The organism is Pseudomonas sp. TH31 (genome assembly GCF_016650815.1).
Classification (GTDB): Bacteria; Pseudomonadota; Gammaproteobacteria; order Pseudomonadales; family Pseudomonadaceae; genus Aquipseudomonas.
On the sequence record NZ_JAEKEZ010000029.1, the window covers coordinates 444960 to 471827 of the forward strand.

The following is a 26868-nucleotide window of genomic DNA, read 5'->3' on the forward strand; positions in this document are numbered from 1 at the left end:
AGGGCTTCGCCTTCGGAACGCACAAAACCCGCAATCCCCACCGGCTAGAAGCCTTGGGCGATGAAGCGGTGGAGTTGGATCTGTCGCCATTCCTGGAGCTTCATGAACCTGCTCGACTGCACCGCCGCCGCCGTGCCCAGCGGTTTCACGGGCAATGGCTTGCCGTGTCGCGTGACACTGTTTGGCCGGGCGTTTACCGATCCGTATCTGTTGAGCGTGGCGGATGGATTGCAGCATCTGCAAGGTTTCGCAGCGCCTGCGCCAACGGTGGTTGCCCGCAGTGATCGCGCAAGGTTGGTGGTCTGTGGCGCGCATCTGGAGGGGCTGGCGTTGAACTGGCAACTGACGCTGCGTGGGGAACGGATGATCGAATCGACGTTCAGTTCGCCGGACTATCAACTGTATGCGCTGGCCGGTGGTCCGCCGTTTCGTCCGGGGATGGTGCGGGTGAAGGACGGTGGCGTGCTTGCCTGACAGATCGACGGTGATCTCACGATTCGTCGGATCGCCGCCCGGAGCAAGCCTCGCTCCTAAAGGGGGACTGCGCATACCCGTAGGAGCGAGGCTTGCCCGCGAAGAGGCCATAGCGGACGAAAGAGATCTCATGGCCGGACACCGCGCAAATGCTGCGGTTATTTGCCCGCAGTGCCACTAGAATGCTGCCATCGGGTCACTGCCAACGGAATCACCATGCCGCTTCGCTCGCCGCTGTATTCCCAACGTTCGTTGGTCCTCACGCTGATCGCGTTGCTGGGTGCCGGTTTCCTCGCCACCTCCTTCCTCAGCTACTACGCCTCGCGAACGGCGATCCGCGACAACATCGTCAATACCGAGCTGCCGCTGACGTCCGACACGGTCTATTCGGAAATCCAGAAAGACCTCGTCAGACCGATCCTGATTTCTTCGATGATGTCCCGCGACACCTTCATGCGCGACTGGGTTGTAAGCGGCGAGCACAACCCCGACCAGATGACCCGCTACCTCAACGAGGTCATGACCCACTACGGCGCCTACACCGCGTTTTTCGTCTCCAACAGCAGCCTGACCTACTACCACGCCAAAGGCGTGCTCAAGCAGATCAAGGCCGACGAACCGCGGGATGCCTGGTACTTCCGCGTTCGCGACATGAAAGAGCCCTACGAGATCAACGTCGATCCGGACATGGCCAACAAGGACAACCTGACGTTTTTCATCAACTACAAGGTCTATGACTATAACGACCAGTTCATCGGCGCCGCCGGCGTCGGCCTGACAGTTGATGCGGTGATCAAGCTGATCGACAAGTACCAGCAGCGCTATCAGCGCAGCGTGTACTTCGTCGACACCTTCGGCCGGCTGGTGCTCACTGGCGCCGACGGTGGCCCGCAAGGTGCGCGGGCCGGCCAAGACCTCGGCGAGCTCGAGAGCATGAAAGGCCTGGCCAGCCAGTTGCCCAAGCCCCACAGCGGCAGCTACGAATATTCCGTCCAGGGCCAGGGGCATTTCCTCAATGTGCGATTCATTCCCGAGCTGAACTGGTACCTGTTCGTCGACAAACGCGAAGACGGCGCCCTCGGCGAAATCCGCCAATCGCTGTACCTCAACCTGCTGATCTGCCTGGTCGTTACGTTGATCGTGCTGGCCCTGCTCAACCGGGTAATCAAACGCTTTCAGAGCAAAATCCAGGCTCAAGCCACCCTCGACAGCCTGACCGAACTGCCCAACCGCCGGGGTTTCGATTTGTTGGCCGCACAAGCGCTGCACGAAGCCCGGCGCGAACCGAAACCGCTGACCGCGTTGCTGCTGGACCTGGACCATTTCAAGGTGTTGAACGACACCTACGGCCACTTGGCCGGCGATCAGGTGCTGATCGGTTTCGCCCGGGATCTGCAGAGTTGCCTGCGCCATTCCGACATCGTCTGCCGTTGGGGCGGTGAGGAATTTATCGTGCTGCTCAAGGACACCGACGCTGAGACCGGTCAGAAAATCGCCGAGAAAATTCGTCAACATGTGGAAAAACAGCGTTATGCCTACAACGGCAAGGCGTTGCAACTGACCGTCAGCATCGGCCTGACCACCCTGCAACCGGATGAAACCTTGCACACGCTGCTGTCCCGGGCCGATCATGCGATGTACCGGGCCAAGCAAGCCGGCCGCAACCGCACCTGCGTGGAAATGCCTCACTCCGTTTATGGATAAGAAACTGAATAACAAACCTGACCTCTGCCCCGCCTGCGGCGCCCCCAACGACTGCAGCCTGGCCGACCCGCGAACCGCCGACCGCGCCTGCTGGTGCTACGGCGTCAGCATCGACCCGGCGGTACTCGAAGCGCTGCCGGCCGAGCTGCGCGACATTTCCTGCCTGTGCCCACGCTGCGCGCAGGTCGAGGCGCAGCTGCAAGCAGCGGCCCGGCCGATCACGTAAGATGCGCGGCCCTTTTCCCTCTGATCTCTAGCCATGCGCATCGACCGTTTCCTCAGCAACCTGCCACGCTTCAACCGTCAGCAGGTTCGTCTGTTGCTCGTGGAAAAACGCGTGCGGATCGACGCAAAAGTCGTCAGCGACCCGCATGCCGAGGTGCTGGAGTTCAGCCGCGTCGAGGTCGACGATGAAGTGCTGCAAGTCGGTAAACCGGTGCGCTACTTCATGCTGCACAAGCCGCCAGGCTGCGTCAGCGCCACCCGCGATCCGCAACACCCGACCGTGCTCGACCTGATCCAGGAGCCGCACAAGGACGACCTGCACATCGCCGGGCGCCTGGACTTCAACACCACCGGCCTGATGATCATCACCAACGACGGCAACTGGTCGCGCCGCCTGACCCAACCCCGGACCAAACTACCGAAGGTCTATTACGTCGAGACCGAACAGGACATTGGCCCGGAGTATGCGATCAAATTCACCGAGGGGCTGTATTTCGCCTTCGAGGATCTCACTACCCAACCCGCCGAACTGGTCTTGCTTGGGCCAAAGTCCGCGCGGCTGAGCATCGTCGAAGGCCGGTATCACCAGGTCAAGCGCATGTTCGGCCACTTCAACAACAAGGTGCTGCGCCTGCACCGCGAAAGCATGGGCCCGCTGGTGCTCGATAACGCGCTAAAACCGGGCGAGTACCGTGCGTTGCGCACCGAAGAGATCCAATTGATCTAAGCAGGCGACCGCTGAGCAGAAGTTGTCGAACAATTTACCAATGATACTTGCGCGATAGCGTGCCCCCTGCTTGAATCAGGACGTCGGCCGAAATGTGACCGACGAGTCACAACATACTTCTAAGAAACCTTTGCCGGCCAAGAACCCTCAGGTTCTGCATTCCACCGGCAGATTGCCCGCCAATAATAAAACCCGTCGACCGGCCTTCAATGGATCGACATGGGCTCCAAATTCCAGGCGTATGCCTACCTGTCACAAAGCTCGTGCAATCTCATTTGCGCGCATACCCGCTTGCCCAGGAGTCTTATGACATGAGGCCAGAAATCGCTGTGCTGGATATACAGGGTCAGTATCGGGTTTACACGGAGTTCTATCGCGCAGACGCCGCAGAGAAGACCATTATTCTGGTCAACGGCTCGATGGCCACGACTGCGTCGTTTGCTCAGACCGTGAAAAACCTTCACCCGCAGTTCAACGTGGTTTGCTATGACCAGCCCTACGCGGGCAAGTCAAAAGCCCACAACCTGCATGAGAAATTGCTGACCAAGGAAGTCGAAGGGCAGATCCTGCTGGAGCTGATCGACCACTTCGCCGCCGAACACGTGCTGTCGTTTTCCTGGGGTGGCGCCGCGACCCTGGTCGCCCTCGCCCACCGGCCACGGCGCATCGAAAAAGCCGTGATCAGCTCGTTCTCCCCGGAGATCAACGAGCACATGCGCGACTACCTGGAACGCGGCGTCGATTACCTCGGCAGCCGGGACGGCGACCGGGTCGGCAACCTGGTCAACAGCACCATCGGCAAACACTTGCCGTCGCTGTTCAAGCGCTTCAACTATCGCCACGTGAGCAGCCTGGCCGAGCACGAGTACGGGCAGATGCACTTCCACATCAGCGACCTGCTGCATAGCGATCGCCAGTGCTTCCTCAAGGCCGCCGAAAAAATCAACGTACCGGTGCTGTTCATGAACGGCGAATGGGACGAATACACCGCCGCCGATGGCGCCCGGCTATTCGCCAACCACGTGCAACACGCCACCTTCAGCACCTTGCAGGCCACCGGGCACTTTCTCGACATGGAACACAAAGCCGCCTGCCGAGACAGCCAAAACGCACTGCTGGGCTTCCTGAAACCGGCGCAACACACCAGCCGACCGCATTACCACTACGTCCAGGACCAACATGCACTGGCAATCTGAAACAGCGTCATCGCGAGCAAGCCCCGCCTTACAGAGTTGAACGCATTCCTGTAGGAGCGAGGCTTGCCCGCGAACGACCGTCACACGGTCCATGCCTGCGTGTCACCCGTGCTAAATGCAGCGTACATAAAGAAAAACTTCAAATCTGCGCGCACATCTGGTACAAAGTCAGCCGCTCTGAGCGGGTGTCGTATAATGGCATTACTCCAGCTTCCCAAGCTGATAACGAGGGTTCGATTCCCTTCACCCGCTCCAATCGAATTTTGGTCTCACGTTGAAAGTTTTTTGACGGGGGATTTGGAAATAGAAAATAAACCGGTCCGATGTGGCCGGTTTTTTTATGTTTGAAAATTGAGCTCGACAAGCGGGTCAACTCACCTCGGCAAAACCCTGAATTACAGAAAACGCCTCATTTGGGGCCATCCCTGAACTCTCTCCCGACGACCTCCTAGACTCGTTTCCTGACACCTGCTCATCGGAGTTCAAGAAGACCCGGTGGTTATAGTATTGATCGGGGAAAATCAGTAGGTATAGTAACCACCTAAGCACACCACAGGGAGGTGATGTGAATAGCCGATTTTTGATAAGCCAAATCGTTGCGGATGGCTGGTATCTCGTTTGAATCAGGGGCAGCCATCATCACTTCAAGCATCCGACCAAACCGGGGCTGGTGACAGTTCCTCATCCGAAAAAGGACCTGCTCAAGAAAACAGCCATGAGTATTTTGCAACAGGCGCTGCTCTGATGATCTGAATGCACAGCGTCCAGGAGGACAATGAACATGCTTTACCCAATTGCGATTTCAATGGGCGATAACGAACACGCCTGGGGTGTGGAAGTACCGGATATTCCTGGCTGCTTCTCCGCCGGTGAAGATCTGGATGATGCGATGGCAATGGCTCGCGAAGCCATTGAGGGCCAGTTCGAAATTCTGGCCGAAGACGGCTCGCCGATTCCACCCGCCAACAAAGTCACCCTACATGCTGCCAATCCGCAATACGCTGGCTGCACCTGGGCTCTTCTGGATATCGATGTCACCAAGTATTTGGGCAAAGCCCAGAAGTTGAACATCACACTGCCTGGCTATTTGCTCAACCGCATCGATGAATACGTGCTGCATCATCCGGAAGAGAAAAGCCGTTCGGGCTTTCTGGCTTCGGCAGCACTCAAGGTGTTGCAGCAGAGTTGATTCGCTTGTACCAGATGTGTACCAACCGGCCCTGATTGGCTAATGCCGATCAGTTAAGAAGATCTCAAGGTGACACACGCTCCTTGTAGCAGCTGGCGAAGCCTGCGTCCGAACGCGGCCCGAACCGAACGCAGGCTTCGCCAACTGCTACAAGGAGCGTGTCGGTTTTGGTTGATGTGGATCTTGCTTACAAATCGCCAACGCCCCCATTTTCACCCCTCGCCCAACCCGCTAGCATCTGCCCCATCACCAACCACCCTCCCCCTGCGCGGCCATCAACGAATACGCGCCATCACTCTTCGAGGGAAACCAATCGGCCGCGACGATCCGCAATTCTTCCAGGGCTACAGCCAGATGGGCCGTTCCATCGGTGGTCTGGATGCCGCACCTGAATGGCCGGCGCTCCAGTCGATGCTGGCGCCGATGAAAGGTTTGAAGGTGGTGGACCTCGGCTGCGGTTACGGCTGGTTCAGCCGCTGGGCCAGTGAACAAGGTGCCGACAGCGTGCTCGGCCTCGATGTGTCGCAGAAGATGCTGGAGCAGGCCCGTAACACAACCTCAGCCGCGAACATCCAATACGCCCGTGCCGACCTGGAACAACTCGATCTGCCCGCAGGCAGTTTCGATCTGGCCTACAGCTCCCTGGCGCTGCACTACATCAAGGATCTGCCGGGGTTGTTCGCCACTCTCCACGCGGCTCTCAAACCTGGTTCACGCTTTGTGTTTTCCATTGAGCATCCGGTCTTCATGACTCCGCGTAATCCGGGGTGGTTGATTGATGGCGAAGGTCGCAAGCGTTGGCCGCTCGACAGTTATCAGTTGGAAGGCGAGCGCGTGACTAACTGGCTGGCGGAAGGGGTGATCAAGCCGCACCGGACGGTGGGGACTTTGTTGAATACGTTGATTGCTGCCGGATTCACGATTCGGCATGTCAACGAATGGGGGCCGAGTGATGCGCAGGTGGTGGCGCAGCCGGCGCTGGCGGAAGAGCGTGAGCGGCCGATGATGATGTTGGTGGGGGGAGCGCTGAAATACAAAAGGGGCAGACATCTGACTAATGACTGTCAGACAAGGATCTGAACAGCACAATCTTTGTGGGGGCGAGCAAGCTCGCTCCCACAGGTTTTGTGTTCACTGCACGCTATTCATTTGGCCTTACCGGGTCGCCACAATGAACAACCGCGGAAACGGCAACAACACGGTCCCATCCTCCAGCGCCGGATAAGCCTGCTCAATTTGCGCCAGATACTGCTTGAGGTACTGCGCCCGCTCACCCTCATCCAGCGGATCGAGAAATGGCCGCAACCCACTGCCCTTGAACCATTCCACCACGCCCGAAGCGCCGCCCGCCAGCGGATGGTGGTAGGTCGTGCGCCATACATCGACGCGCTTGCAGTGCGGCCGGAGCATCGAGTAATAAGCACTGGCACTCGCCATGTCGGTGCGTTGCCCGGCGGCGTCGGCCAGTTTTCCGGCCCACAGGCCATTGGCGGCGACCTCGCGCATCAGGCGATGGGAAGGTTCGTTGAGGTTGTCGGGCATCTGGATGGCCAGGCTGCCGCCCTTGGTCAATCTGGCGGCTAACGACGGCAACAACGTTGCGTGATCGGGCAGCCACTGCAACACCGCGTTGGCGAAGATCACGTCGAACGGGCCGCTATCGTTCCAGGTTCCGATGTCTACGCTATCGAACTGCACTTCAGGCAGGCGCTTGCGGGCCGCTTCGATCATGTCGGTCGAACTGTCCACGCCACGCACGATGGCATTGTCGAAGCGTTCCACCAGCAGTTCGGTTGAGTTGCCGGGGCCGCAGCCGATGTCGATGGCCGAGCGGGCGTCTACGGGCGGGATGGCCGCGAGCAGGTCGCGGGCCGGGCGGGTGCGTTCATCTTCAAAAGCGACGTATTGTTTGGCGGACCAACTCATTGCGTTCTCCTGGCGGTACGTTGTCAGGCCTGGGCAGACAACCGGTTGGCTACGATACTCCGACCGATGCATCTACCCAATCCGACTTATGTATCGTCAGTTAACCCAGCCGCCTCGCTGCCAATGCCAGCCATCGCGATGCTGCTCCCAATGCGGATGCACATAACGATAACCCTGGCGTTCCGGCTCCCAATGGCCATGAACGGCAACATAACGCCCACCGTCCCAGCGCCAGTAGCCGCGAGACCAAACGTAACCCTGCCGCCCCACTGGCTCGACTTCGATAACGCGCTCCGGTGGTGGCTGCGGCGCGACGACTTCTACGTATTCGCGTTGCACCGGGCGCCGGTCATGAACGACTCGCTCTTGCACGCAACCAGAAGCGGCGATAACCACCGCCAACAACGCCATATAACGTATCAACATGCTGCCTCCTCAGGCTTGACGCCCACATTGAGTGAATCAGCAAAAAATGCCCCCTGCACAACCATGCTCCTGCCTGGCCTTCTGATTTTGTAACAGGTCATATCTGTCTATTACCTGAACTCGATTCGATTGGCCTCTGCGAAACCTTGAGGCTTAGATGCAAACTTTTTAATCGCCAAATCATCGAAAGCCATAACCAAATCGACCGTTCGTCGAGCGACCGGCAAAGCAATTTTGACAGCCTAAAGATCGCATCTATAGTCCTAATCGCGGCCAGTCGGAAGGAACCCGACCTGTCAATTTGCACGCAGGGAGCAAGGCCAGTTCGTGCCCCGTGCATGGTGGGTTCCGCCCGTAGTATTTGAGCAACGGCCGCAAGGCAAGCAACCGTTGTCGTGCCTGGAAAATCGCCAGGCAATCACTATGAACAAGGAGCTTTACCATGTCTCGATTCACGGATGTGCTGGTCACTATCGACACTGAAACCATTCTGAAAAACTATCCGAACATCAGCAAAAACCCCGCTTCGCCAACGATGATCGACGTTAATCATGTGTACATGGTGACTAACCGGGACAACGTGATAAATGGCCAGGCCGGTGGCGAGCTCAACGTGAGAGCCAGCGTGGGCGATATGATTCGCTGGCGTGAAACCAGCCTGTCGCAAAGCTTCGAGAAGGCTGTGATTTTCTACAAGTTCATTGGCAACGTCGGCAACGAATTGATCACCCCGCCTTCGCCACGCAAGGCTACGGCCTGCGTCGCCGTCCCAAACACCAGCAACCCATCGGTGCCGAGCTGCCAGAAAGTCGATAACCATTACTGGTCTTCGGAAACACTGTCATGCGGTAGCGTGACCTATCACTTCCATTTCCTGATCGTCGATCGCGACTGCAAAATCGTCGGCTGCTGCTCCTGGGATCCGTTCATCACCATCAGCAACTGACGAAAGCTGGCCCCTTGGCAACAAGGGGCCTTCCCCCGTTCGTTGCCGTTTCGGCGGGAACAGGATGTCTTGCATGAACCGAAGCGGCTGCCGTCTTGTGCCAACATCATGAAAGGAATCCATGATGACTTGCGAACCGATCAAATCGCCTTCATCCAGTGTCGCGACGGCCAACAATGTCCTGCTCGTCGTTGATGCCGAATCGCTGCTCGCCAAGTATCCAACCCCTAGTCTGGAGGCCGAAAACCCGACGACTATCAGCGATGGATTTATCTTTGTCATCAATGGGGAACACGCAGCACAAAGCGTTAAAAATGACAGCCAATTAACACTGACTGCCAGTAACGGAATAACCTTTCATATCCGCGGAAGAACCGTAAGCCTGATCGCTGAGCACAGCGTAGTGTTCTACGACATGGCCGTGGGCGCTACCCAAGTACTTTCACCACCGAAACTGGTGGTGCACACCGATCTCCTCGTACCGGCCCCTGACGCTACAAACCCGACCCAACCGGGCAGCCACCTGGCCGACGATCACTATTGGGAGTGCTCGCAACTGGCCCCGGGCGTGGCCGCCTGCGAACTGAGCTTCATGCTGGTCGACAAGAGTTGCGAGGTGGTGGGGTATTTCAGTTGGAAGGTTGAAGCGAAGCTTTCTGCTTGAACGGATCCCATAAAAAACCGGCCTCAAGGGCCGGTTTTTTTGTTCGCTGCATCAATCGTAATAGCCGACTGTCTTTTTCAAATGATCCGAATAGTTGTAGATATCGTCGATCGAACCAATTGGATGCCGGGTTTCATTTTTCTCTTCGTCGAAGATCCCGATGTATTTTTGTGAGCGATTGAAGTGGAGGCGGCAAATCGGTTTGCGGTTGTTGTCGTCGAGCAAAATGCCAAAATAACTCTGGGTGTCTCGTTGAACGATCCGCTTGGCATCTACAACAGAACGAACCACGGCACGGACGATGTGATAGCCCTCGAGTTCCTCCAGTGTTGTCAAAACCTTGTCCTCTGCCTCATCTCGTACATCAGGCTGTTCAGCTCCGCTGGAGGAAACTGACAGAGAAGCCAACGCAGGTTGAATGGCACCACTCATGGCCGATTTTAGCCGGTCATTGATTTGCTCATTCAGGAACTGCACAACCGCTTTCCTCGTCAGTTCATGAAACTGCTCACGGACTTTTTGCGTAATCACCCCGTCGTACACACGGGACGCGAACACTTTCACAAAGTCGTCATCTGGCTTGCTGACCTGCGCGGCAATGACCTTTTTGATTTGGCTGACGTACTTCAACTCACCGGCAGCGCTGATGATCGAATCGACATCGAATGCAGACTTGGTGAGCTTGACCAGTTCCGGAACGGAGTATTCATCGATGTCCAGCAGATCAAGTTCGAGAAACGGCTTCTCGTCCATCTTGTTCGGCGCATCCAGGTCGGTGAAGAACTTGTAGATCTGGCCGTTGGTCAGGATAGAGATGCGAGCACTGGTGACATGGAAATAGCGAAAGAGCTGAGAGGCATGATTGATGTGCAGTGGCTCACCGATTTTTTTGCACTCGATAAGAATCTGAACCTCGCCTTCCTTCATGATCGCGTAGTCAATTTTCTCGCCCTTTTTCGTTCCGATATCGCACACGAACTCAGGCGTTACTTCGGTCGGATCGAAGACATCGTAGCCAAGCACTGTGCTGATAAAGGGCATCACAAAGGCGTTCTTGGTCGCCTCTTCGGTCTTGATTGCAGCGCTTTGCAAACGAACTTTGGCAGCTAGGCTTGTTAACTTTTCAAAGAATTCCATGAGTAGCCTCTTACTTGGTTTCGATCCGTGATTTCGCATGCTGGCGATTTGACTGCCATTGATACTAGACACAAACCGGCACAAAGAAAGATTCCGCTCAGGAACAGCGTCGTGGGCGAGGGACAATCCTCCTCCAGACCATAAAGATCGCAGCCTTCGGCAGCGCCTACGCCGATTGCATTCCACGTAGGAGCTGCCGAAGGCTGCGATCTTTTAGCGTTCACTTCGATTGAGTTGTAAGAGGAAATTTCAACAAGCCGTCGCGGTCTGAAACTCAGACGCATCCCCTGAAAGGAAAACGGCAATGAAATTCGCAAAAATGTCTCAGGCTCTTTCGATGTGGGCGGGCAGTCGGTCGCGGTGGCGCTGATCGTCATCTGGGCGATGACGGGGCCGATGTTTCATTACAACGATACCTGGCAACTGATCATCAATACATCGACGACGATCATCACGTTCCTGATGGTGTTTGTGATTCAAAACACCCAGAACCGCGACAACGACATTTTGCATCTGAAGATTGATGAGCTGCTGCGCGCCACCACCGATGCCCAGAACGCGATGCTCGGACTGGATGGCAAGAGCCTCAAGGAACTGGAAGCCTTGAGAAAGCAGTATCGGGCGATTGGCGAGAACGAGACGATTTCGCTGGAAAGCGCGGCTGCCGATGACAAACGCAAACCAAATCTGGATCAGTACTAAATGAATATTCGCGAGTGGCCCAGGCCACTCGCGAAACACATGAACAGCCTAGCGGCTGGCTTGCAATGCCTTGGCCATCTGCAGGTGATTTTGCAGTTTGGGCAGGGTTTCTTCGGCAAACGCTTTGATTTCCGGCACGTCGGTGGTCTGCGCTTCCTGCTGGATCTGCGCGATGGCTTCCTGGGTGGTTTTCACCTGGCTGGCGACATAAGCCTGATCGAAGGCTGCGTCTTCCTTAACCTGTGGAATCAGCGCCTTGGATTTGTCGATCACGTCCTCGCGGGGCGCCACCGGCAGGTCGAGTTTCTTGGCGATTTTCGCCAGATGCTGGTTGGCAGTGGTCAGGTCGTTGATGACTACGATGGTGTAGTCCTTGACCTCTTTGGATTCAGTTTTTTGATGCGCCAGGCGGCTGGCTTCGATGTCGGCCATGCCTTTGGCGGAGGCATCGTTGATAAAATCGGCAGGCGACTGCGCAAAGGCGCTGGTGGCACACAGGCCCAGTAGCGTGGCAAAACTGGCATTGCGTAAATGGGTGGCCATCCGGCTCATGGTCGCGCCCTCCTTCTGAAAAATTCAAACGGGGGCTTTCGCCCCCGTCGCTTAATCAAAACATCCTCCACCACTACCGAGATTTCTGACCACCTTTGCGGCCCATATCGGTTTTCGCAGGGTCTTTCTCGACAGTCGTGGTGGTGGTTTTCCCACCTTTGCGACCGGCTTCAGACGCCTTCGTTCGATCGTTGGCGAAGTTTCCCGAGTTCGAGTTTCTTGAAGCAGGCATGATTCTCTTCCTCCTGGTGATGATTTCGGCGAGCAAACGCCCGCAAAGGATCTGAATTCAGATCCGTCCAAAGGTTTAGAAAAGCTGGGGATGCTGCGACGAACGGCAGCGAACGCTCAGACCTCAAGCGGCGGGTGACGCAGGCGTTTGACTGCGTACATGGCCTCATCGGCGTAGCGCAACAACTGCTTTTCTTCTGTGCCGTGCTCGGGATAAAGCGCGGCACCGATGCTGGGTTCGATGTTCAGGCTGTGGCCGTCCAGGCGCAAAGGCTGCACCAGCACCTGACGGATTTTTGCGGCGACGCTGGCGGCGTCTTCGGCTGCATGAATACTGTGCAGCAGCACCACGAACTCATCCCCGCCGATGCGTGCCACCGTGTCGCTATCGCGCACGCAACCCTTGAGCCGATTGGCCACTGCTTGCAGCAACATGTCTCCGACCGCATGGCCGTGGGTGTCGTTGACCTGTTTGAAACGGTCGAGATCGACGTACAGCAACGCCATTCGTCCGCTGTCCAAACGGGCCCGCGCCAGCGACGCCTTGAGCCGGTCGCGAAGTAACTCGCGGTTGGGCAACTGGGTCAGTTGATCGTACTGAGCCATGCGCTGCAGCCGCGCGTGCAATTGCTTGCGTTCGATGGCAGTCGCCACTTGGGCGCAGACGTATTGCAGCAGTTCTTTGTCTTGCTCGGTGTAGCGCTCGCCACCGGCCACGCTTTTGACGATCAGCGCGCCGATGGTGCCGTTTTGCGAGTTCAGTGGCACGCCGAGCCAGCACGGTGAGTCCTGCCCCGCCACCAACACTTCGAAGCCCTCGGGTGGGTCATCCTGGTCCGGCGTCAACAGGATCGGCTGACCGCTGCGAATCACCTCGGCGCACAAGCGTCCGGTGACGGTGCCCGGCAGTTCGGGCTGATGTTCGCGGTCGTCGACGTGATAGGGAAAGTTCAGCTGCGCACAGTGTTCGTCGTACAGCGCGACGGAGAAATTCAGCGCCGGCAACCATTCGCCGATGATCGAGTGGATGCGTTTGAACAGCGCCAGCAAATCTTCCGCTGCATGGGCTGCTTCGGAAATCGCATACAACGCCGCTTGTCGTGACTCGGCCTGTTTGCGTTCGGTGATGTCCCGGGCCACGGCGATGCGCAGTTGATCGACTTCCGACCAACGTGCCGACCAGAGGATATGCGCCACGCGGCCGTCCTTGCGCAGGTAACGGTTTTCGAAGTTGAGCTTGGGCTCGCCGCCCATGATTTCCCGCGCGGCATCGAGGGTGCGCTGACGGTCGGCGGGGTGCACCAGGTCGATCATCGGCTGGCCGATCAGTTCGTCAGGGGTGTAACCGAAAATACGCTCGCAGGCTGCACTGACAAATACAAAGCGACCTTGTTTATCCACCGCACAAACGGCGTCCAGCAACAGGTCAATGTAACTCGCCAAAGGCGCGGAATTTCTGGTGGCCATGGTGCAGGGAGCGTGTCCGGAGAATGCAGCGATAAAAAAACCGTCCTTGACCGTTATGACTGTGTCACTGACGCCTCCCTGCAATCAGCCTCAAGCCTTGTTCGTCACCAACCCCGGCAATGCATGCGCGAGGGCATTGATGGCGAAGCCGATAAACATCACCCCGCACAACCGGGTGATCAACAGTTCATGGCGTTGATACAAGGTGCGCACCCGCCGCGCACCGACAATGCCAATGAGGATAGCGTACGCCAGCAATCCGCCCACAAAGCTCAGGGCAATCAGCCACGGCAGCATCGACCAATGGAGCAATTCGGCGCGGCTGGACAACAGCGCGGTGAAGGTCGCCACCGCCACCGGATAGGCTTTCGGATTGGTCAGGCCAAACAAAATACCGTGCCAGAACGGCTGCCGCGCCGGCCCTTGCGGTGCTTCGGCGCTGCTGCGACGAGCGCGAACCGCGCGCAGGCCGAGCCAGAACAAATACAGGCCGCTGAGCACGCCCAACACATCGAACGCGGTACTGCCGATTTCCCGGGCGCCGACAATCGCGATCAACGCGGTGCTGCACCAAACCACATCCCCGAGCAAATGCCCGCACAAGAACCCCGCCCCCGCGCGCCGACCACGGGCCGCGCCAATCCCGAACACCGCCAGCACGCCCGGCCCGGTGTGATGCCGTAGATAAAACCGGAAGCGAGCACGGCCATTAGCAGCGATGGAGTCATGGGGAGTCCTGTTGAAGCGTTTGGGCGAATGGACGCGAGTCTATCTCAGGTTTTCGGGGATCACGTCGAAGAACTTCATTCCGGCATATGGGCGCTGTCGACAGGCTGCCAGGCGTGAGGCCAGGTCACCGACATGGGCTTCAAGCTTGTGGCCGTCCGGGTCGAGGAAGTAGAACGACGCACCTTCGCTGCGGTTGTCGCGCCATTCCTGAACCTGGGCCGAGCGCAGCTTTTCAACGAACACAGGGAAGTCCGCCGCACTGACGGTGAACGCGTAATGGGTGTAGTCAGCGGCGGGTTCGGGGTTGCGCAGTGGATCGAGGGCCAGACACAACCACAGACCCGGCAGCGAGAAATAGGCGCCAGCGTCCCAACTCGCGTCGAGGCGCAGTTGCAGCAAGCCTTGGTAGAACGCCACGCTGCGATTCAGATCGGTGACGACGAGGGTCAGGTGGTTGAGGCCGGTGAGCATGTTGTCAGTAACCTTTCAGTTCTTCAGGTATGACGTACTGCTTGCCATCGTAGCCCAGCGTGATCTGTATTTTTTTGAGGTCGGTGGTTTTGTCCCCGCACTCCTCGCCTGACTTGATGCTTTTCATCAGAGTAGTGCTTGTAGTGACGATCAGATCGGCAAAACCGTTATGGCTGGATTTGCCGATATCGACGGTTCTGCGGATGTCTGTGCCCTGACCAGTGCAGTCGCCCATCCACTCACCCGTGTTCTTGGAAACCACCAAGCCCTCCAGCACTGGACGCAGGGTTTCACCTTCGCGCAGATACAGTGCCAGATCGGTTTTGGAGTAAGGCATGGTGCTCGACCGGTGGCCAAAGTCCGAACGCAGGCCAAAGGCACGAACATCCGGCGCCAGTTTGTATCGCGCCGTATCAATGACCAAGCCTTCAAAACCGATTGCGTCGGAGTTGTAAGCTTCATTCTTGCGGTAAGTGACTAGTGTCTGGTCGTTGGTGGAGTTGACGATCGACAGTTCCAGATCAAACATTCCGCCATCGTTGACGTCATCGGAGGCAGGCGTAAATGTGGACTTCGCCGCAATGGTTTGGTCTTTAAACGCTGGCCACACTTTGCAGCGCGCCAGTGAATGCCCATCGAATGGCAGTTCATCGCAAGCGGCTTGAGCCTGGGCCGTCAGGATTAAAAGGCTGAATGCGAAGATTGAGCCAAGCCATCGAGTATTGGTGGACATGTTCTTCCTTGATCGTTTCATCTATTGATAACCCTTGAAGCCTTCCGGTAGAACGTAGTTTTTGCCGTCATATCGAAGAGTTGTCAGCACCGGCTTGGAAATGATGGAGTTGGAGACACAAGCCTCTCCCTCGCCCTTCCCAACCGTGTCCATGGACACCGTTTTGATGATCAAGTCCGCGTATCCATGTGAGCTGGTTTTGCCGATTGCGAGGGTTCGGGTGGTTTCATTGCGCTCACCGGCGCAATTACCGTCCCATTCACCACTGTACTGATAGGTGATGAGCCGATCCATGACGGGACGCAACTTGTCGCCCTCCTTCACGTAAAGCGAGAGCCACACTTCATTCAATGGATTGATACGTGACGAGCTTTTGAACGTGACGGCCACGCCAAAGGCCCGCAGATCGGGTGTCAGTTTGTAGCGAGCCGTATCGATTTGCAGATCTTGCAAGGCGAACCCGTTTGACTCAAAGGCGGATGCCTGGTGATACGTCGCCAGCGGTTGCGAATCGTCACGCGAAACAACGGCAAGATTGAAATCATATTTACCGTCAGGGCCAGAATCACTCGCCGAATATCCCGACTCAAACTGCGACAACGCCGTAATTGTAAGCCCCGGATAAGCCGGCCAGTCCTTGCATACTGAATACCCGAAATCCCCATAAAACGGTGGCTTCTCGCAATCGGCAAACGCCTGCGCCGTCATCATCCACCCGCACAACGCCACACAACCTATCCAGCCAGACTTCAATGTCATTCCCTGTTCCCTGCGTATTTCAAAAAAACATCTGACGATTTCAGGCGCGCACTATCCCCTCCTCAATCCGCCCATTCAACCAATTCAACGCCTGATCCCCACCCCGCCGCTTATGCCACGCCAACACAAACGTAAACGATGGAATATGAAATGGCGGCGGAACAACAATCAGCGACTGCTCATCAACGCTGCGCAACCCACGCGACGCCACCGTCAGAATCAAATCCGTACCGCTAATAAACTCCGGCGCAACGCTCCAGTGCGGCAGGCTGATGGCCACGCGACGGCGTTCGCGCAGGGACGTCAGCGCCCGTTCGATTTCCGGGGTACCGCTGCCGCGCATTTCCAGCAGGACATGGGGGCGGGCCAGGTAGGTTGGCAGGTCGAGTACGCCGTCGGCGGGCAGGCTGTTGCGGTCGAGCAGGCAGGCGTAGTGCTCGTCGAACAGCGGCGTGCTGCGCAGCTCGTTCGGCAGTTCCGGAAACACCCCTGCCGCGACGTCGATATCGCCGTTGAGCACGCCATCGAGCATGCCTTCGCGGCTGGCGTGGCTGATTTGCAGGTCGATGCCCGGCGCTTCCCGGCGCAAGGTGCGAATCAGCCCCGGCAGAACGATGGCGGCGCCGTAGTCGGACATCGCCAGGCGAAACGTGCGCTTGGCGGTCGCCGGATCGAAGGTGTTCGGAGCCAACAGTGATTGCACCTGGGCCAGGGCTTCGGTCAGTGGCGCGATCAATTCCATCGCACGCGGGGTCGGTACAAGGCTGGCGCCAGCGCGCACCAGCAATGGATCACTGAGCAAGTCGCGTAATCGCGCCAACGCATGACTGACCGCCGGCTGACTCAGGTGCAGGCGCTCGGCGGCGCGGGTCACGTGTTGCTCGCTGAGCAAGGCGTCGAGGATCACCAGCAGGTTGAGGTCGATGCGCCGAAGATCATTCATCTGATGCATGTTCTACATAGCTATTTGGAATTTAAATTTGCGCGGCGAATACCCTAGAGTCCAGCAAAACCTGTTGGAGAAAAGATCATGAGTACGTTGCATTGGGCCGGCCTGTTAGTGCTGGCGGTGATTGCCGGGGCGCTCGTGCCGTTTCAGAGCGCGATCAACGCCAACCTCGGGCGCGGGCTGGGGCATCCGTTGTGGGCGACGCTGGCGTCGTTGCTGGTGAGTATTGTGGTGTTGCTGCCGGTGATGTTGGCGCTGCGTTTGCCGTTACCGTCACTGGCGTTCATCACTAAGGCGCCGCTGTGGATGTGGGCTGGCGGGGCGTTCGGAGTGTGTTTTATTTCGCTGGCGTTGATGTTGCTGCCCAAGCTTGGGGCTTCGGGGTTTATTGCGTTGGCATTGGCGGGGCAAGTGGTGGCGTCGTTGGTGCTGGATCACTTTGGGTTGTTTGGGTTGGTGGAGCGGCAGATGACATTGCCGCGGGTGTTTGGGGCGGTGTTGTTGATGGGTGGCGTTGCGTTGATTCAGTTCAGTGCGGCGCCGGCCAAGGTTTTGGCTGCGGCGGGTTGAGGGATAACTGGTAGTGCGATGGTGAGTTTCAGTCAGTCATCGCGAGCAAGCTCGCTCCCACAGGGGATTTGCGGTGGATACACAGGATGTGTCCGACACTGATCCACTGTGGGAGCGAGCTTGCTCGCGATAGCGGTCCTTCGCTTAAAACGCGCTGCGGAAAATCTCCTCGATCTGCCGCTGATCCGCCGCTCGCGGGTTGGTCAAGCCACAAGCGTCTTTCAAGGCATTGGTGGCGAGCACCGGGATGTCGTTGAGCTTGGCGCCGAGGTCACGCAAACCGCCGGGGATCTCCACGTCTCTGGCCAGGCTGCGGATCGCCGCGATGGCCGCTTGCGCGCCCTCCTCCGGGCTGAAGCCGCGAATATCGGCGCCCATGGCGAGGGCCACGTCGGTCAGGCGATCGGCGCACACCAGCGCGTTGAAGCTCTGTACGTGAGGCAGCAGCACGGCGTTGCACACACCATGTGGCAAGTCGTAGAAACCACCCAACTGGTGGGCCATCGCGTGGACATAACCCAGCGACGCATTGTTGAACGCCATGCCGGCGAGAAACTGTGCATACGCCATGTTTTCCCGGGCGGCCATGTCGCTGCCATCGCGCACGGCCAGGCGCAGGTTGTTGCTGACCAGGGTGATGGCTTTCAGCGCGCAGGCGTCAGTGATCGGAGTGGCGGCGGTGGAGACGTAGGCTTCGATGGCATGGGTCAACGCGTCCATGCCGGTGGCGGCGGTCAGGCCCTTGGGCATGGCGACCATCAGCGCCGGGTCGTTGACCGACAGCAGCGGCGTGACGTTGCGGTCGACGATGGCCATTTTCACGTGGCGCGACTCGTCGGTGATGATGCAGAAGCGGGTCATTTCGCTGGCGGTGCCGGCGGTGGTGTTGATGGCGATCAGCGGCAGTTGCGGCTTCTCGGATTGATCGACGCCTTCATAGTCACGAATTTGCCCGCCGTTGGTCGCGCACAGGGCGATGCCTTTGGCGCAGTCGTGGGGCGAACCGCCGCCCAGGGACACCACGAAATCACAGCGACTTTCCTTGAGCAGGCCCAGGCCAAGCTCGACGTTGGCGATGCTCGGGTTCGGCTTGGCGCCGTCGAAAATTACCGAGTCGATATCCTGCATGGCCAGCTTCTCGGCAATCATCGCCGCCACGCCCGCCTTGGCCAGCCCGGAGTCGGTGACGATCAGCGCCTTGCGAAAACCGTACTTGCGAATCGCGTCCATCGCTTCGTCGAGGCAACCGATGCCCATGATGTTGACGGCGGGGATGAAAAACGTGCTGCTCATGAGCGAATCTCCTGCAAGGGGGCCGAATCGACAGCTCCGATTCAGCGGATGCGCACAGGATCGACCGAACAGTCACGGCGCATGTTGATCTGGCTCAACCCCCGGTCGTGATAAAGTCGCCGCCCATCAGACCTTTTGCTTTTTGAGACGACCAACGCAATGACCGATTTCCTGGATGTCGACGCCCAACTTGAAGACTGGAACGCCTTGCGCACCAGCGCTTCGTTCAGCGGCCTGCTGCTGGGCAACGGCGCCAGCCGCGCGGTGTGGGACGACTTCGGCTATGACTCGCTGTTCGACAACGCGCGCACCGTCGAAGAAAAGCCCTTGAGCCAGTCCGAACTGAGCGTGTTCGACGCCCTGCAAACCCGCAGTTTCGAGCAGGTGCTCAGCGCGCTGAAAATCACCAGCCGCGTCAACAAGGCCCTGGCCGTCAGCTCCGCCGCGCCGCGCAATCGCTACTACGCGATCAAGGAAGCGCTGATCAATACCGTGCACGCGGTGCACATCCCATGGCGGCTGGTGGTGCCTTCGACCCTGGCGACGATCAATCAGGAACTGGGCAACTATCGGACGGTATTCAGCACCAACTACGACTTGCTGAACAACTGGGCGATCCAGCACCAGCCTGATGTGGTCACCGACCTGTTCCACGGCACTGAGCCGAGCTTCGACTTGAGCGCCAGCGCTACCGACAAGCCGCGTTTGCTTTATCTGCACGGTGGTCTGCACCTGGTCCGTAACCAAGACGGCACTGCGCGCAAATTGATGTCGACCGAGGGCACGTTGCTCGGCAGTTTCGCGATCAACAACACGATCAAGACGCTGGATGACGTGCCGCTGTTCGTCAACGAAGGGCCGGCCCAGGACAAACTGAAGACCATTCGCAGCTCGGATTATTTGTCGTTCTGTTATGACCAGTTACTCGGGCATGGCGACGGGTTGTGCATCTTTGGTCATGCGTTGGGCGAGCAGGACAGCCACATCATCCATGCGTTGCGCCAGGCGAAACCGAAGGTGGTGGCGGTATCGATTTATCCGCGCAGCAAGGCGTTCATCCAGCATCAGAAGCGGCATTACGCGAAGGTGTTTGAGGGAACGGGGGTTGAGTTGCGGTTTTTTGATTCCAAGACCCATGCGCTGGGTAGTCCGAAGCTTACTGTTCCAGTTGAGGTTTAGATCAACAGCAAGATCAAAAGATCGCAGCCTTCGGCAGCTCCTACGTGGGAATGCGATCACCTGCAGGAGCTGCCGAAGGCTGCGATCTTTCAGGATCGACTCATTCTTCGGTGCTATGCACCACCACCAGCAACTGCGCCTGAACCTCCCCCACTGACCGTATCCGATGGGGCTTCTGCGCATTGAAGTGCAGCGCATCCCCGCGATTGAGCAGCACCCGCTCGTTCATGAAGTCCACCTCCACCTGCCCTTCGTGAACGAATAGAAACTCTTCCCCCAAATGCTCCTTGAAGGTCTTGTCGGTGAATTCGCTCGGCGGGTAAATGATGAACGGCAGCAGGCTGCGTTCACTGACCTGATGGGCCAGCACCGCGTAACCGGGGCTGTGGTCGTTGGCGGCCAGGGACTGGCGTTCGTCGCTGCGCACCAAGCTGTAGCTGTCGAGTTTGACGCTGTCTTCGGAGAACAACTCCTCGACCTTCACGTTCAGCGCCTTGGCCAGTTTCAACGCAGCAGCAATCGACGGTGTGTTCAGCCCGCGCTCGACTTTCGACAGATAACTCTTGGTCATGCCGGACTTTTCGGCCAAGGCTTCCAGCGTCACGCCAAGTTTTTTCCTGAGTAATTTCAAACGGATAGACATGTAGAGCGATTAATCCATCAAGGAGTCGACGATTTGTCCTTGCCAATGACACATTGTGTCATATAGCCTCTTTAGTGTCATCTGCATTCACCCATGACCTTGCAAGCAACGAGTGAACGGCAAACCCGACGTCCATTGAACCACCCAAAGGACACCGATATGGCCAAGACCTTAGCACTACCCAAAGACCAACTGGTCAAGCAAGCGCTGATCCAGATGCAAAACACCCTGGCGGATAATACGTGGACCGACCGGCAAAAGCTGGCCCTGACCTGCCGCTTTCTGTTCGAGAACGGTCACGACTCCGGCCTCGCCGGGCAAATCACCGCACGCGGCCCGCAGCCTGGCACCTATTACACCCAGCAACTGGGCCTGGGTTTCGATGAAATCACCGCCGGCAATCTGCTGCTGGTCAACGAAGACCTGGAAGTGCTCGAAGGCCACGGCATGCCGAACCCGGCCAACCGGTTCCACAGTTGGGTGTATCGCGCCCGGCCTGATGTGAACTGCATCATTCATACGCATCCGACCCATGTGGCCGCGCTGTCGATGCTCGAAGTCCCGCTGCAGGTATCGCACATGGACCTGTGCCCGCTCTACGAAGATTGTGCGTTTCTCGAAGCCTGGCCGGGGGTGCCGGTGGGCAATGAAGAAGGCGAAATCATTGCCGGCGCACTCGGCGACAAACGCGCGATTCTGCTTTCCCACCACGGCCAACTGTCCACTGGCACGAGCATCGAAGAAGCCTGCGTCATTGCGCAACTGATCGAACGCGCGGCGAAGTTGCAGTTGCTGGCTATGAGCGCCGGGACGATCAAACCGATCTTGCCGGAGCTGGGCCGCGAAGCCCATGACTGGATTTCCAAACCGAAACGCCACGCCGCCGCCTTCAACTACTACGCTCGGCAGAACCTGCGCCAACACGCCGATTGCCTGAACTGACCCCACTCATTTTCAAGAGGAGCGACAGCATGTCGAACCCATCGATTCACGGCATCATCGGTTACACCATCACCCCGTTTACCGCCAACGGCGAAGGTGTCGATCTGGACGCACTCGGGCGCTCCATCGATCGGCTGATCGACAGCGGCGTCCACGCCATCGCGCCACTGGGCAGTACCGGCGAAGGCGCTTATTTGAGCGACGTGGAGTGGGATCAGGTCAGCGAATTCAGCATCAAGCACGTGGCCAAACGAGTCCCGACCATCGTCAGCGTGTCCGACCTGACCACCGCCAAAGCCGTACGCCGCGCGCGTTTCGCCGAAGCCCACGGTGCCGATGTGGTGATGGTGCTGCCGGCGTCCTACTGGAAACTCAGCGAAGCGGAAATCCTCGCCCACTACCGCGCCATCGGCGAGAGCATCGGCGTGCCGATCATGCTCTACAACAATCCGGCCACCAGCGGCACGGACATGTCGGTGGAACTGATCCTGCGGATTTTCAACGCTGTCGAAAACGTCACGATGGTCAAGGAAAGCACTGGCGACATCCAGCGCATGCACAAACTGCAACTGCTCGGCGAAGGTCAGGTGCCGTTCTACAACGGTTGTAATCCGTTGGCGCTGGAAGCGTTCGCCGCCGGGGCAAAAGGTTGGTGTACGGCGGCGCCGAACCTGATCCCGCAGCTCAATCTTGATTTGTATGAAGCGGTGCTGGCCAACGACCTGGGCAAGGCGCGTGAGTTGTTCTATCGCCAGTTGCCGTTGCTGGACTTCATCCTCAAGGGCGGCTTGCCGGCGACGATCAAGGCCGGGTTGCGGGCGACCGGGCTGGAAGTCGGTGATCCACGGTTGCCGGTGTTTGCGTTGAGTGAGGCGGGTTGTGGTCAGTTGCAGGGATTGTTGAAAGCGCTGCGCTGAACTTCAGCCATACCCAAAACCCATGTGGGAGCGGGCTTGCTCGCGAAGAGGGAGTGTCAGCCAACAAAAATGTTGTCTGACACACCGCTTTCGCGAGCAAGCCCGCTCCCACAGTGGATTTGAAGGTTGCGCTCAAAGCACCGGCAACGTCTTGTCCTTGATCACCTTGGTCGGCCCAATGGCCTTGACGCTGGCGATGCCTTTCTCAAGCGCAGCCTCGGAGGAATAAGCTTCGCTGCTGCCAATGATCTCGTGGTTAGCGGCCGTGAGGTTGAAGTAAGGATGGCCATCCTTGGTGGTCTTTTCTCGTAGCGTTCGTCCAGCGGGCTGTTGGTCTGCACCGAGGCAATGCCGTTATCGGCGGCGCTGCGGGTGGTGTAGTGCTCGCTGACCAGAATGGTTTCGGCATTGGCCGCTTTCAGCACAAACCGAAACTGGCCGCTGCTGGTTTTGCTCAATTCGTACCATCCGGACATGCTCGTTCTCCTTGGCAATTGAGAGGGTTCGCGCCAAAGAGTAAAGACCACCCGGCTGTTTCTGTCGCCTGGGCCGGCCCCTTCGCGGGCAAGCCTCGCTCCTACGAGGGTATGCGTTCCCCTGTAGGAACGAGGCTTGCCCGCGAAAGCGGTCGACGCGGCCTGCGCTATTTCACCGCCGTGCGCACCACCGACAATTCCGGTGCCGCCACCCGCCGCTGACTCAAATACCGCATGCAACTCACCCGCAAGAACGACGCGAAATTCACCACTTCCCCGCGGTAGTCCATCACCTCTTCATACAGCTTGGCGATCAACTGATTGGTGGTCATGCCGTCGACCTCGGCGATTTCGCTGAGGATGTCCCAGAACTGGTTCTCCAGCCGCAGGGTGGTGACCACCCCGCAGATGCGCAGCGAGCGGGAGCGCGATTCGTAGAGGATCGGGTCGGCTTTGACGTAGAGCTCGCACATGGGAAACGCCCCTTGTTACAGCGTGATTTTGGTGCCCAGCAACCCGAGGAAACCGGCGAGCCAGCTCGGGTGCGCCGGCCAGGCGGGCGCTGTGGCCAGATTGCCCTGAACGTGACCTTCCGTCACCGGGATATCGATGAACGTACCGCCGGCCAGACGGACTTCCGGGGCGCAGGCCGGGTAGGCGCTGCACTCGCGACCTTCGAGAATCTCCGCTGCCGCGAGCAATTGCGCGCCGTGGCACACCGCAGCGATGGGCTTGCCGGCCTTGTCGAAGGCGCGCACCAGTTCCAGGACTTTTTCGTTCAGGCGCAGGTACTCCGGCGCACGACCACCCGGGATCAGCAGTGCATCGTAGTCGGCCTCGGCAACCTTGGCGAAGTCGAAGTTCAGGGCAAACAGGTGACCGGGTTTTTCACTGTAGGTCTGGTCGCCTTCGAAATCATGGATCGCGGTGCGTACGGTCTGGCCAGCGGTTTTTTCCGGGCAAACGGCGTGCACGGTGTGACCGACCATCAGCAGCGCCTGGAACGGCACCATCACTTCGTAGTCTTCGACGTAATCGCCGACCAGCATCAGAATTTTTTTCGCAGCCATGGGGAGGACTCCTCTGGGAAATACGTGGGCGTGCAGGAGTATTCAAGGTAGTCCTTAATCGGCATGGCAGGTAATAACCGACTACTACGCCGATGACTGTAGGAGCTGCCGAAGGCTGCGATCTTTTGATCTTGATCTTGATCTTGGTCTTGGTCTTGGTCTTGGTCTTGGTCTTAGTCTTGAGTTTTTGATGGAGTAAATCAGATTTGTGGTGCGGCGGATGAAAAGATCGCAGCCTTCGGCAGCTCCTACGTTGCGAGCATTACTCGCAACTGTACGGATATTTCTGTGCCTAGCTGTAAGCGCCAACATCAAAGGTTTATGGCTAGATAAAGCCATGTCCAATCACCCCGAACTCTGGTTGCCATCATGTCCTCGCGCGAAAACACCGGCATGGCCCTCGGCCTGCTCGGCGTCGTCATCTTCAGCCTCACCCTGCCCTTCACACGGATCGTCGTGCAGGAACTCCATCCGCTGCTCAACGGCCTCGGCCGTGCGCTGTTTGCGGCGGTGCCGGCGGCGGCATTGTTGCTGTGGCGGCGGGAGAAATGGCCGACCTGCAAACAGGTCAAAGGCCTGACCCTGGTGATCGCCGGGGTGATTCTCGGTTTCCCGGTGCTCTCGGCTTGGGCCATGCAAACCTTACCGGCATCCCACGGTGCATTGGTCAATGGCTTGCAACCGCTGTGCGTGGCGCTGTACGCCGCGTGGCTGTCTCACGAGCGCCCGTCGAAGGCCTTCTGGGCCTGCGCGGCACTGGGCAGTGCGCTGGTGCTCGGTTATGCGTTGATCAGTGGTGCCGGCAGTATTCAGGCCGGTGATTTGCTGATGCTCGGGGCGATTGCCGTGGGTGGGCTGGGTTACGCCGAGGGCGGTCGGTTGGCCAAGGAGATGGGCGGCTGGCAGGTGATCTGCTGGGCGCTGGTGCTGTCGACGCCGCTGCTGATCGGGCCTGTGGTGTATTTGGCGTTGCAGCATCAGGGCGAGATTTCGGCCAAGACCTGGTGGGCGTTTGGCTACGTCTCGCTGTTTTCGCAGTTCATCGGGTTCTTTGCCTGGTACGCCGGGTTGGCGATGGGCGGTATAGCACGAGTCAGTCAGATCCAGTTGCTGCAGATCTTCTTCACGATTGCGTTTTCGGCGTTGTTCTTTGGCGAACACATCGAGCCGATCACCTGGCTGTTTGCCGCCGGGGTGATCGTGACGGTGATGCTGGGCCGCAAGACTGCGGTTAAACCGGCGCGTGTGGCCACGGCGTAAAGCAAGATCAAAAGATCGCAGCCTGCGGCAGCTCCTACATTGGGATGGCGTACACCCTGTAGGAGCTGCCGCAGGCTGCGATCTTTTCTGCCTTAACTCAGATAACCGTCAGCCCGCAGCAGCGTTTCCAGACAATGTTCAGTGATCTGGTAGAAATCCTTCAATTCCTGAATCTTCACCAACAGCTGGGCCGGGTCCACCGGCTCGGCGCGTTTGACCGCCAGGATCATCTTGTTCTTGTTGGTGTGGTCCAGTGAGATGAACTCGAACACCTTGGTTTCGTAGCCACAGGCTTCAAGGAACAACGCACGCAGACTGTCGGTGACCATTTCCGCCTGCTGGCCCAGGTGCAAACCATATTGCAGCATCGGCTTGAGCAGCGCCGGGCTCTGGATTTGCAGGCGGATCTGTTTGTGGCAGCACGGCGAGCACATGATGATCGAGGCGCCGGAACGAATGCCGGTGTGGATCGCGTAGTCGGTGGCGATGTCGCAGGCGTGCAGGGCGATCATCACGTCCAGCTCGCTCGGCGCCACGCTGCGCACATCCCCGCATTTGAACACCAGCCCCGGATGCTCGAGCTTCGCTGCGGCGGTGTTGCACAGGTTGACCATCTCTTCGCGCAGCTCGACGCCGGTGACTTCGCCTTCAGCCTTCAAGGTGTTGCGCAGGTAGTCGTGGATCGCGAACGTCAGGTAGCCCTTGCCCGAACCGAAATCCGCCACCCGCACCGGTTTGTCCAACGCCAGCGGCGAGCTGGTCAGGGCATGGCTGAAGACTTCGATGAACTTGTTGATCTGCTTCCACTTGCGCGACATCGCCGGGATCAGCTCTTGCTGCGCGTTAGTCACGCCCAGGTCCTTGAGGAACGGCCGGCTCAGGTCAAGGAAGCGGTTTTTCTCACGGTTGTGCTCGGCGGATGGCACTTCGCGCAATTGCTGGGGTTTGCTCTTGAACAGCGAAGGCTTGCCCTTTTTGCTGTATTCGAGCTGCGCTTCGTCGGTCAGCGACAGCAAATGCGCATTTTTGAACGCTTCCGGCAGCAGCGCGGCGATGGTCGCTACGCCTTCGGCCAGCGGGAAGTTCTTCGTGATGTCGCGGGTCTTGTAGCGGTAGACGAAGGACAGGCAAGGCTGATCCTTGACCGTCAGTTGCTTGATGATCAGCCGCTGCAAGTCCACTTCGGCGCCGACGTACTTGGCCAGTACCAGTTTGATGAAGGCGTTGTGGTCGAGGCTGGTTTGCAGCAGGTCGATGAATTGGGCGTGGTGATCCGGCGCGAGGCTGGCGGGGGTGGCGGTGACAGACATG

General features: G+C 58.2%; 29 protein-coding genes, 1 tRNA gene and 4 pseudogenes. 17 read left to right on the plus strand and 17 right to left on the minus strand.

The features are described 5' to 3' along the window. Window positions 1–96: 96 nt before the first annotated feature. The 9 genes and pseudogenes from JFV26_RS21445 to JFV26_RS21485 all read left to right on the plus strand — a co-directional run. A pseudogene (locus tag JFV26_RS21445) lies at window positions 97–465 on the plus strand (allophanate hydrolase-related protein); the annotation flags it as partial. A 225-nt stretch (window positions 466–690) separates the two neighbouring features. Continuing rightward, on the plus strand, window positions 691–2178 hold the full coding sequence (locus tag JFV26_RS21450) for a sensor domain-containing diguanylate cyclase (protein ID WP_201195279.1): 1488 nt from the start codon (window positions 691–693) through the stop codon (window positions 2176–2178). Then, window positions 2171–2404, plus strand: a complete 234-nt coding sequence (locus JFV26_RS21455; RefSeq protein ID WP_201195280.1) for a cysteine-rich CWC family protein — start codon at window positions 2171–2173, stop codon at window positions 2402–2404. The genes JFV26_RS21450 and JFV26_RS21455 overlap by 8 nt, the downstream gene beginning before the upstream one ends. Window positions 2405–2437: 33 nt before the next feature. Continuing rightward, the gene (locus JFV26_RS21460) at window positions 2438–3130 is read left to right on the plus strand and encodes a pseudouridine synthase (protein WP_201195281.1); all 693 of its coding nucleotides are present in this window, start codon (window positions 2438–2440) and stop codon (window positions 3128–3130) included. 311 nt (window positions 3131–3441) lie between these two features. Beyond that, complete coding sequence (locus JFV26_RS21465; RefSeq protein ID WP_201195283.1) at window positions 3442–4326, plus strand: alpha/beta fold hydrolase; 885 nt, start codon at window positions 3442–3444, stop codon at window positions 4324–4326. A 181-nt stretch (window positions 4327–4507) separates the two neighbouring features. Further along, window positions 4508–4581, plus strand: a tRNA-Gly gene (locus JFV26_RS21470). A 367-nt stretch (window positions 4582–4948) separates the two neighbouring features. Further along, window positions 4949–5071 (plus strand): type II toxin-antitoxin system HicA family toxin, encoded by a 123-nt coding sequence (locus JFV26_RS21475; RefSeq protein ID WP_342215477.1) that lies wholly within the window; start codon window positions 4949–4951, stop codon window positions 5069–5071. Between the two features lie 36 nt (window positions 5072–5107). After that, complete coding sequence (locus JFV26_RS21480) at window positions 5108–5515, plus strand: type II toxin-antitoxin system HicB family antitoxin (protein WP_201195284.1); 408 nt, start codon at window positions 5108–5110, stop codon at window positions 5513–5515. A 354-nt stretch (window positions 5516–5869) separates the two neighbouring features. Next, a complete protein-coding gene (locus JFV26_RS21485; RefSeq protein WP_201195871.1) occupies window positions 5870–6595 on the plus strand; it encodes a class I SAM-dependent methyltransferase in 726 nt (241 codons plus the stop codon). A 75-nt stretch (window positions 6596–6670) separates the two neighbouring features. On the opposite strand, the gene tam is transcribed toward JFV26_RS21485, so the two are convergent. After that, complete coding sequence (tam, locus tag JFV26_RS21490; protein ID WP_201195285.1) at window positions 6671–7441, minus strand: trans-aconitate 2-methyltransferase; 771 nt, start codon at window positions 7439–7441, stop codon at window positions 6671–6673. A gap of 96 nt (window positions 7442–7537) precedes the next feature. Beyond that, window positions 7538–7867 (minus strand): YXWGXW repeat-containing protein, encoded by a 330-nt coding sequence (locus JFV26_RS21495; protein ID WP_201195286.1) that lies wholly within the window; start codon window positions 7865–7867, stop codon window positions 7538–7540. Window positions 7868–8309: 442 nt separating this feature from the next. Here JFV26_RS21495 and JFV26_RS21500 point away from each other — a divergent pair, with 442 nt between their 5' ends. Then, window positions 8310–8813 carry an inclusion body family protein gene (locus tag JFV26_RS21500; RefSeq protein WP_201195287.1) on the plus strand — a complete coding sequence of 168 codons (504 nt, stop codon included), beginning with the start codon at window positions 8310–8312 and terminating at the stop codon, window positions 8811–8813. Window positions 8814–8937: 124 nt separating this feature from the next. Beyond that, a complete protein-coding gene (locus tag JFV26_RS21505; RefSeq protein ID WP_201195288.1) occupies window positions 8938–9477 on the plus strand; it encodes an AidA/PixA family protein in 540 nt (179 codons plus the stop codon). A gap of 51 nt (window positions 9478–9528) precedes the next feature. On the opposite strand, the gene JFV26_RS21510 is transcribed toward JFV26_RS21505, so the two are convergent. Next, the gene (locus JFV26_RS21510; RefSeq protein ID WP_201195289.1) at window positions 9529–10614 is read right to left on the minus strand and encodes a type I restriction endonuclease; all 1086 of its coding nucleotides are present in this window, start codon (window positions 10612–10614) and stop codon (window positions 9529–9531) included. Window positions 10615–10918: 304 nt separating this feature from the next. Between JFV26_RS21510 and JFV26_RS21515 the strand changes: the two are divergent. Beyond that, window positions 10919–11316 (plus strand): annotated as a pseudogene (locus tag JFV26_RS21515) (low affinity iron permease family protein). Between the two features lie 48 nt (window positions 11317–11364). Here JFV26_RS21515 and JFV26_RS21520 read toward each other — a convergent pair. From JFV26_RS21520 to JFV26_RS21555, 8 genes and pseudogenes are all read right to left on the minus strand, one after another. Continuing rightward, window positions 11365–11868 (minus strand): DUF4142 domain-containing protein, encoded by a 504-nt coding sequence (locus JFV26_RS21520; protein WP_201195290.1) that lies wholly within the window; start codon window positions 11866–11868, stop codon window positions 11365–11367. Between the two features lie 73 nt (window positions 11869–11941). After that, a complete protein-coding gene (locus tag JFV26_RS21525) occupies window positions 11942–12100 on the minus strand; it encodes a KGG domain-containing protein (RefSeq protein ID WP_201195292.1) in 159 nt (52 codons plus the stop codon). Between the two features lie 116 nt (window positions 12101–12216). Continuing rightward, window positions 12217–13566, minus strand: a complete 1350-nt coding sequence (locus JFV26_RS21530) for a sensor domain-containing protein (protein ID WP_201195301.1) — start codon at window positions 13564–13566, stop codon at window positions 12217–12219. Window positions 13567–13656: 90 nt separating this feature from the next. Continuing rightward, window positions 13657–14294: pseudogene (locus JFV26_RS21535) on the minus strand (LysE family translocator). 40 nt (window positions 14295–14334) lie between these two features. Then, window positions 14335–14766: a fosfomycin resistance glutathione transferase gene (gene fos, locus JFV26_RS21540; protein WP_201195303.1), complete on the minus strand. Its 432-nt coding sequence runs from the start codon at window positions 14764–14766 to the stop codon at window positions 14335–14337. A 4-nt stretch (window positions 14767–14770) separates the two neighbouring features. Further along, on the minus strand, window positions 14771–15499 hold the full coding sequence (locus tag JFV26_RS21545) for a hypothetical protein (protein ID WP_201195305.1): 729 nt from the start codon (window positions 15497–15499) through the stop codon (window positions 14771–14773). Between the two features lie 21 nt (window positions 15500–15520). Further along, window positions 15521–16258, minus strand: a complete 738-nt coding sequence (locus tag JFV26_RS21550; protein ID WP_201195307.1) for a hypothetical protein — start codon at window positions 16256–16258, stop codon at window positions 15521–15523. 40 nt (window positions 16259–16298) lie between these two features. Next, a complete protein-coding gene (locus JFV26_RS21555; RefSeq protein WP_201195308.1) occupies window positions 16299–17210 on the minus strand; it encodes a LysR family transcriptional regulator in 912 nt (303 codons plus the stop codon). Between the two features lie 78 nt (window positions 17211–17288). On the opposite strand from JFV26_RS21555, the gene JFV26_RS21560 reads away from it, so the two are divergent. Next, window positions 17289–17777, plus strand: a complete 489-nt coding sequence (locus tag JFV26_RS21560; RefSeq protein WP_201195310.1) for a DMT family transporter — start codon at window positions 17289–17291, stop codon at window positions 17775–17777. Between the two features lie 144 nt (window positions 17778–17921). On the opposite strand, the gene yiaY is transcribed toward JFV26_RS21560, so the two are convergent. Beyond that, a complete protein-coding gene (yiaY, locus tag JFV26_RS21565) occupies window positions 17922–19070 on the minus strand; it encodes an L-threonine dehydrogenase (protein ID WP_201195312.1) in 1149 nt (382 codons plus the stop codon). Between the two features lie 159 nt (window positions 19071–19229). Here yiaY and JFV26_RS21570 point away from each other — a divergent pair, with 159 nt between their 5' ends. Further along, window positions 19230–20249, plus strand: coding sequence for a DUF4917 family protein (locus JFV26_RS21570; RefSeq protein ID WP_201195314.1), 1020 nt, complete (start codon window positions 19230–19232; stop codon window positions 20247–20249). 100 nt (window positions 20250–20349) lie between these two features. On the opposite strand, the gene JFV26_RS21575 is transcribed toward JFV26_RS21570, so the two are convergent. Then, on the minus strand, window positions 20350–20892 hold the full coding sequence (locus tag JFV26_RS21575; RefSeq protein ID WP_201195316.1) for a helix-turn-helix domain-containing protein: 543 nt from the start codon (window positions 20890–20892) through the stop codon (window positions 20350–20352). Window positions 20893–21051: 159 nt separating this feature from the next. Between JFV26_RS21575 and JFV26_RS21580 the strand changes: the two genes are divergently transcribed. Both JFV26_RS21580 and JFV26_RS21585 read left to right on the plus strand, forming a co-directional pair. Then, window positions 21052–21834: an aldolase gene (locus tag JFV26_RS21580; protein ID WP_201195318.1), complete on the plus strand. Its 783-nt coding sequence runs from the start codon at window positions 21052–21054 to the stop codon at window positions 21832–21834. Between the two features lie 29 nt (window positions 21835–21863). Next, window positions 21864–22751: a dihydrodipicolinate synthase family protein gene (locus JFV26_RS21585; protein WP_201195319.1), complete on the plus strand. Its 888-nt coding sequence runs from the start codon at window positions 21864–21866 to the stop codon at window positions 22749–22751. Between the two features lie 132 nt (window positions 22752–22883). Here JFV26_RS21585 and JFV26_RS21590 read toward each other — a convergent pair. The 3 genes and pseudogenes from JFV26_RS21590 to JFV26_RS21600 form a co-directional block, all read right to left on the minus strand. Beyond that, window positions 22884–23227 (minus strand): annotated as a pseudogene (locus tag JFV26_RS21590) (YegP family protein). Between the two features lie 167 nt (window positions 23228–23394). Next, window positions 23395–23700 carry a ribbon-helix-helix domain-containing protein gene (locus JFV26_RS21595; protein ID WP_201195320.1) on the minus strand — a complete coding sequence of 102 codons (306 nt, stop codon included), beginning with the start codon at window positions 23698–23700 and terminating at the stop codon, window positions 23395–23397. A 15-nt stretch (window positions 23701–23715) separates the two neighbouring features. Continuing rightward, the gene (locus JFV26_RS21600) at window positions 23716–24297 is read right to left on the minus strand and encodes a DJ-1/PfpI family protein (protein ID WP_201195322.1); all 582 of its coding nucleotides are present in this window, start codon (window positions 24295–24297) and stop codon (window positions 23716–23718) included. A gap of 369 nt (window positions 24298–24666) precedes the next feature. On the opposite strand from JFV26_RS21600, the gene JFV26_RS21605 reads away from it, so the two are divergent. Continuing rightward, window positions 24667–25557: a DMT family transporter gene (locus JFV26_RS21605; protein WP_201195324.1), complete on the plus strand. Its 891-nt coding sequence runs from the start codon at window positions 24667–24669 to the stop codon at window positions 25555–25557. Between the two features lie 92 nt (window positions 25558–25649). On the opposite strand, the gene JFV26_RS21610 is transcribed toward JFV26_RS21605, so the two are convergent. After that, window positions 25650–26867, minus strand: a complete 1218-nt coding sequence (locus JFV26_RS21610) for a class I SAM-dependent methyltransferase (protein WP_201195326.1) — start codon at window positions 26865–26867, stop codon at window positions 25650–25652. Between the last annotated feature and the right edge of the window lies 1 nt (window position 26868).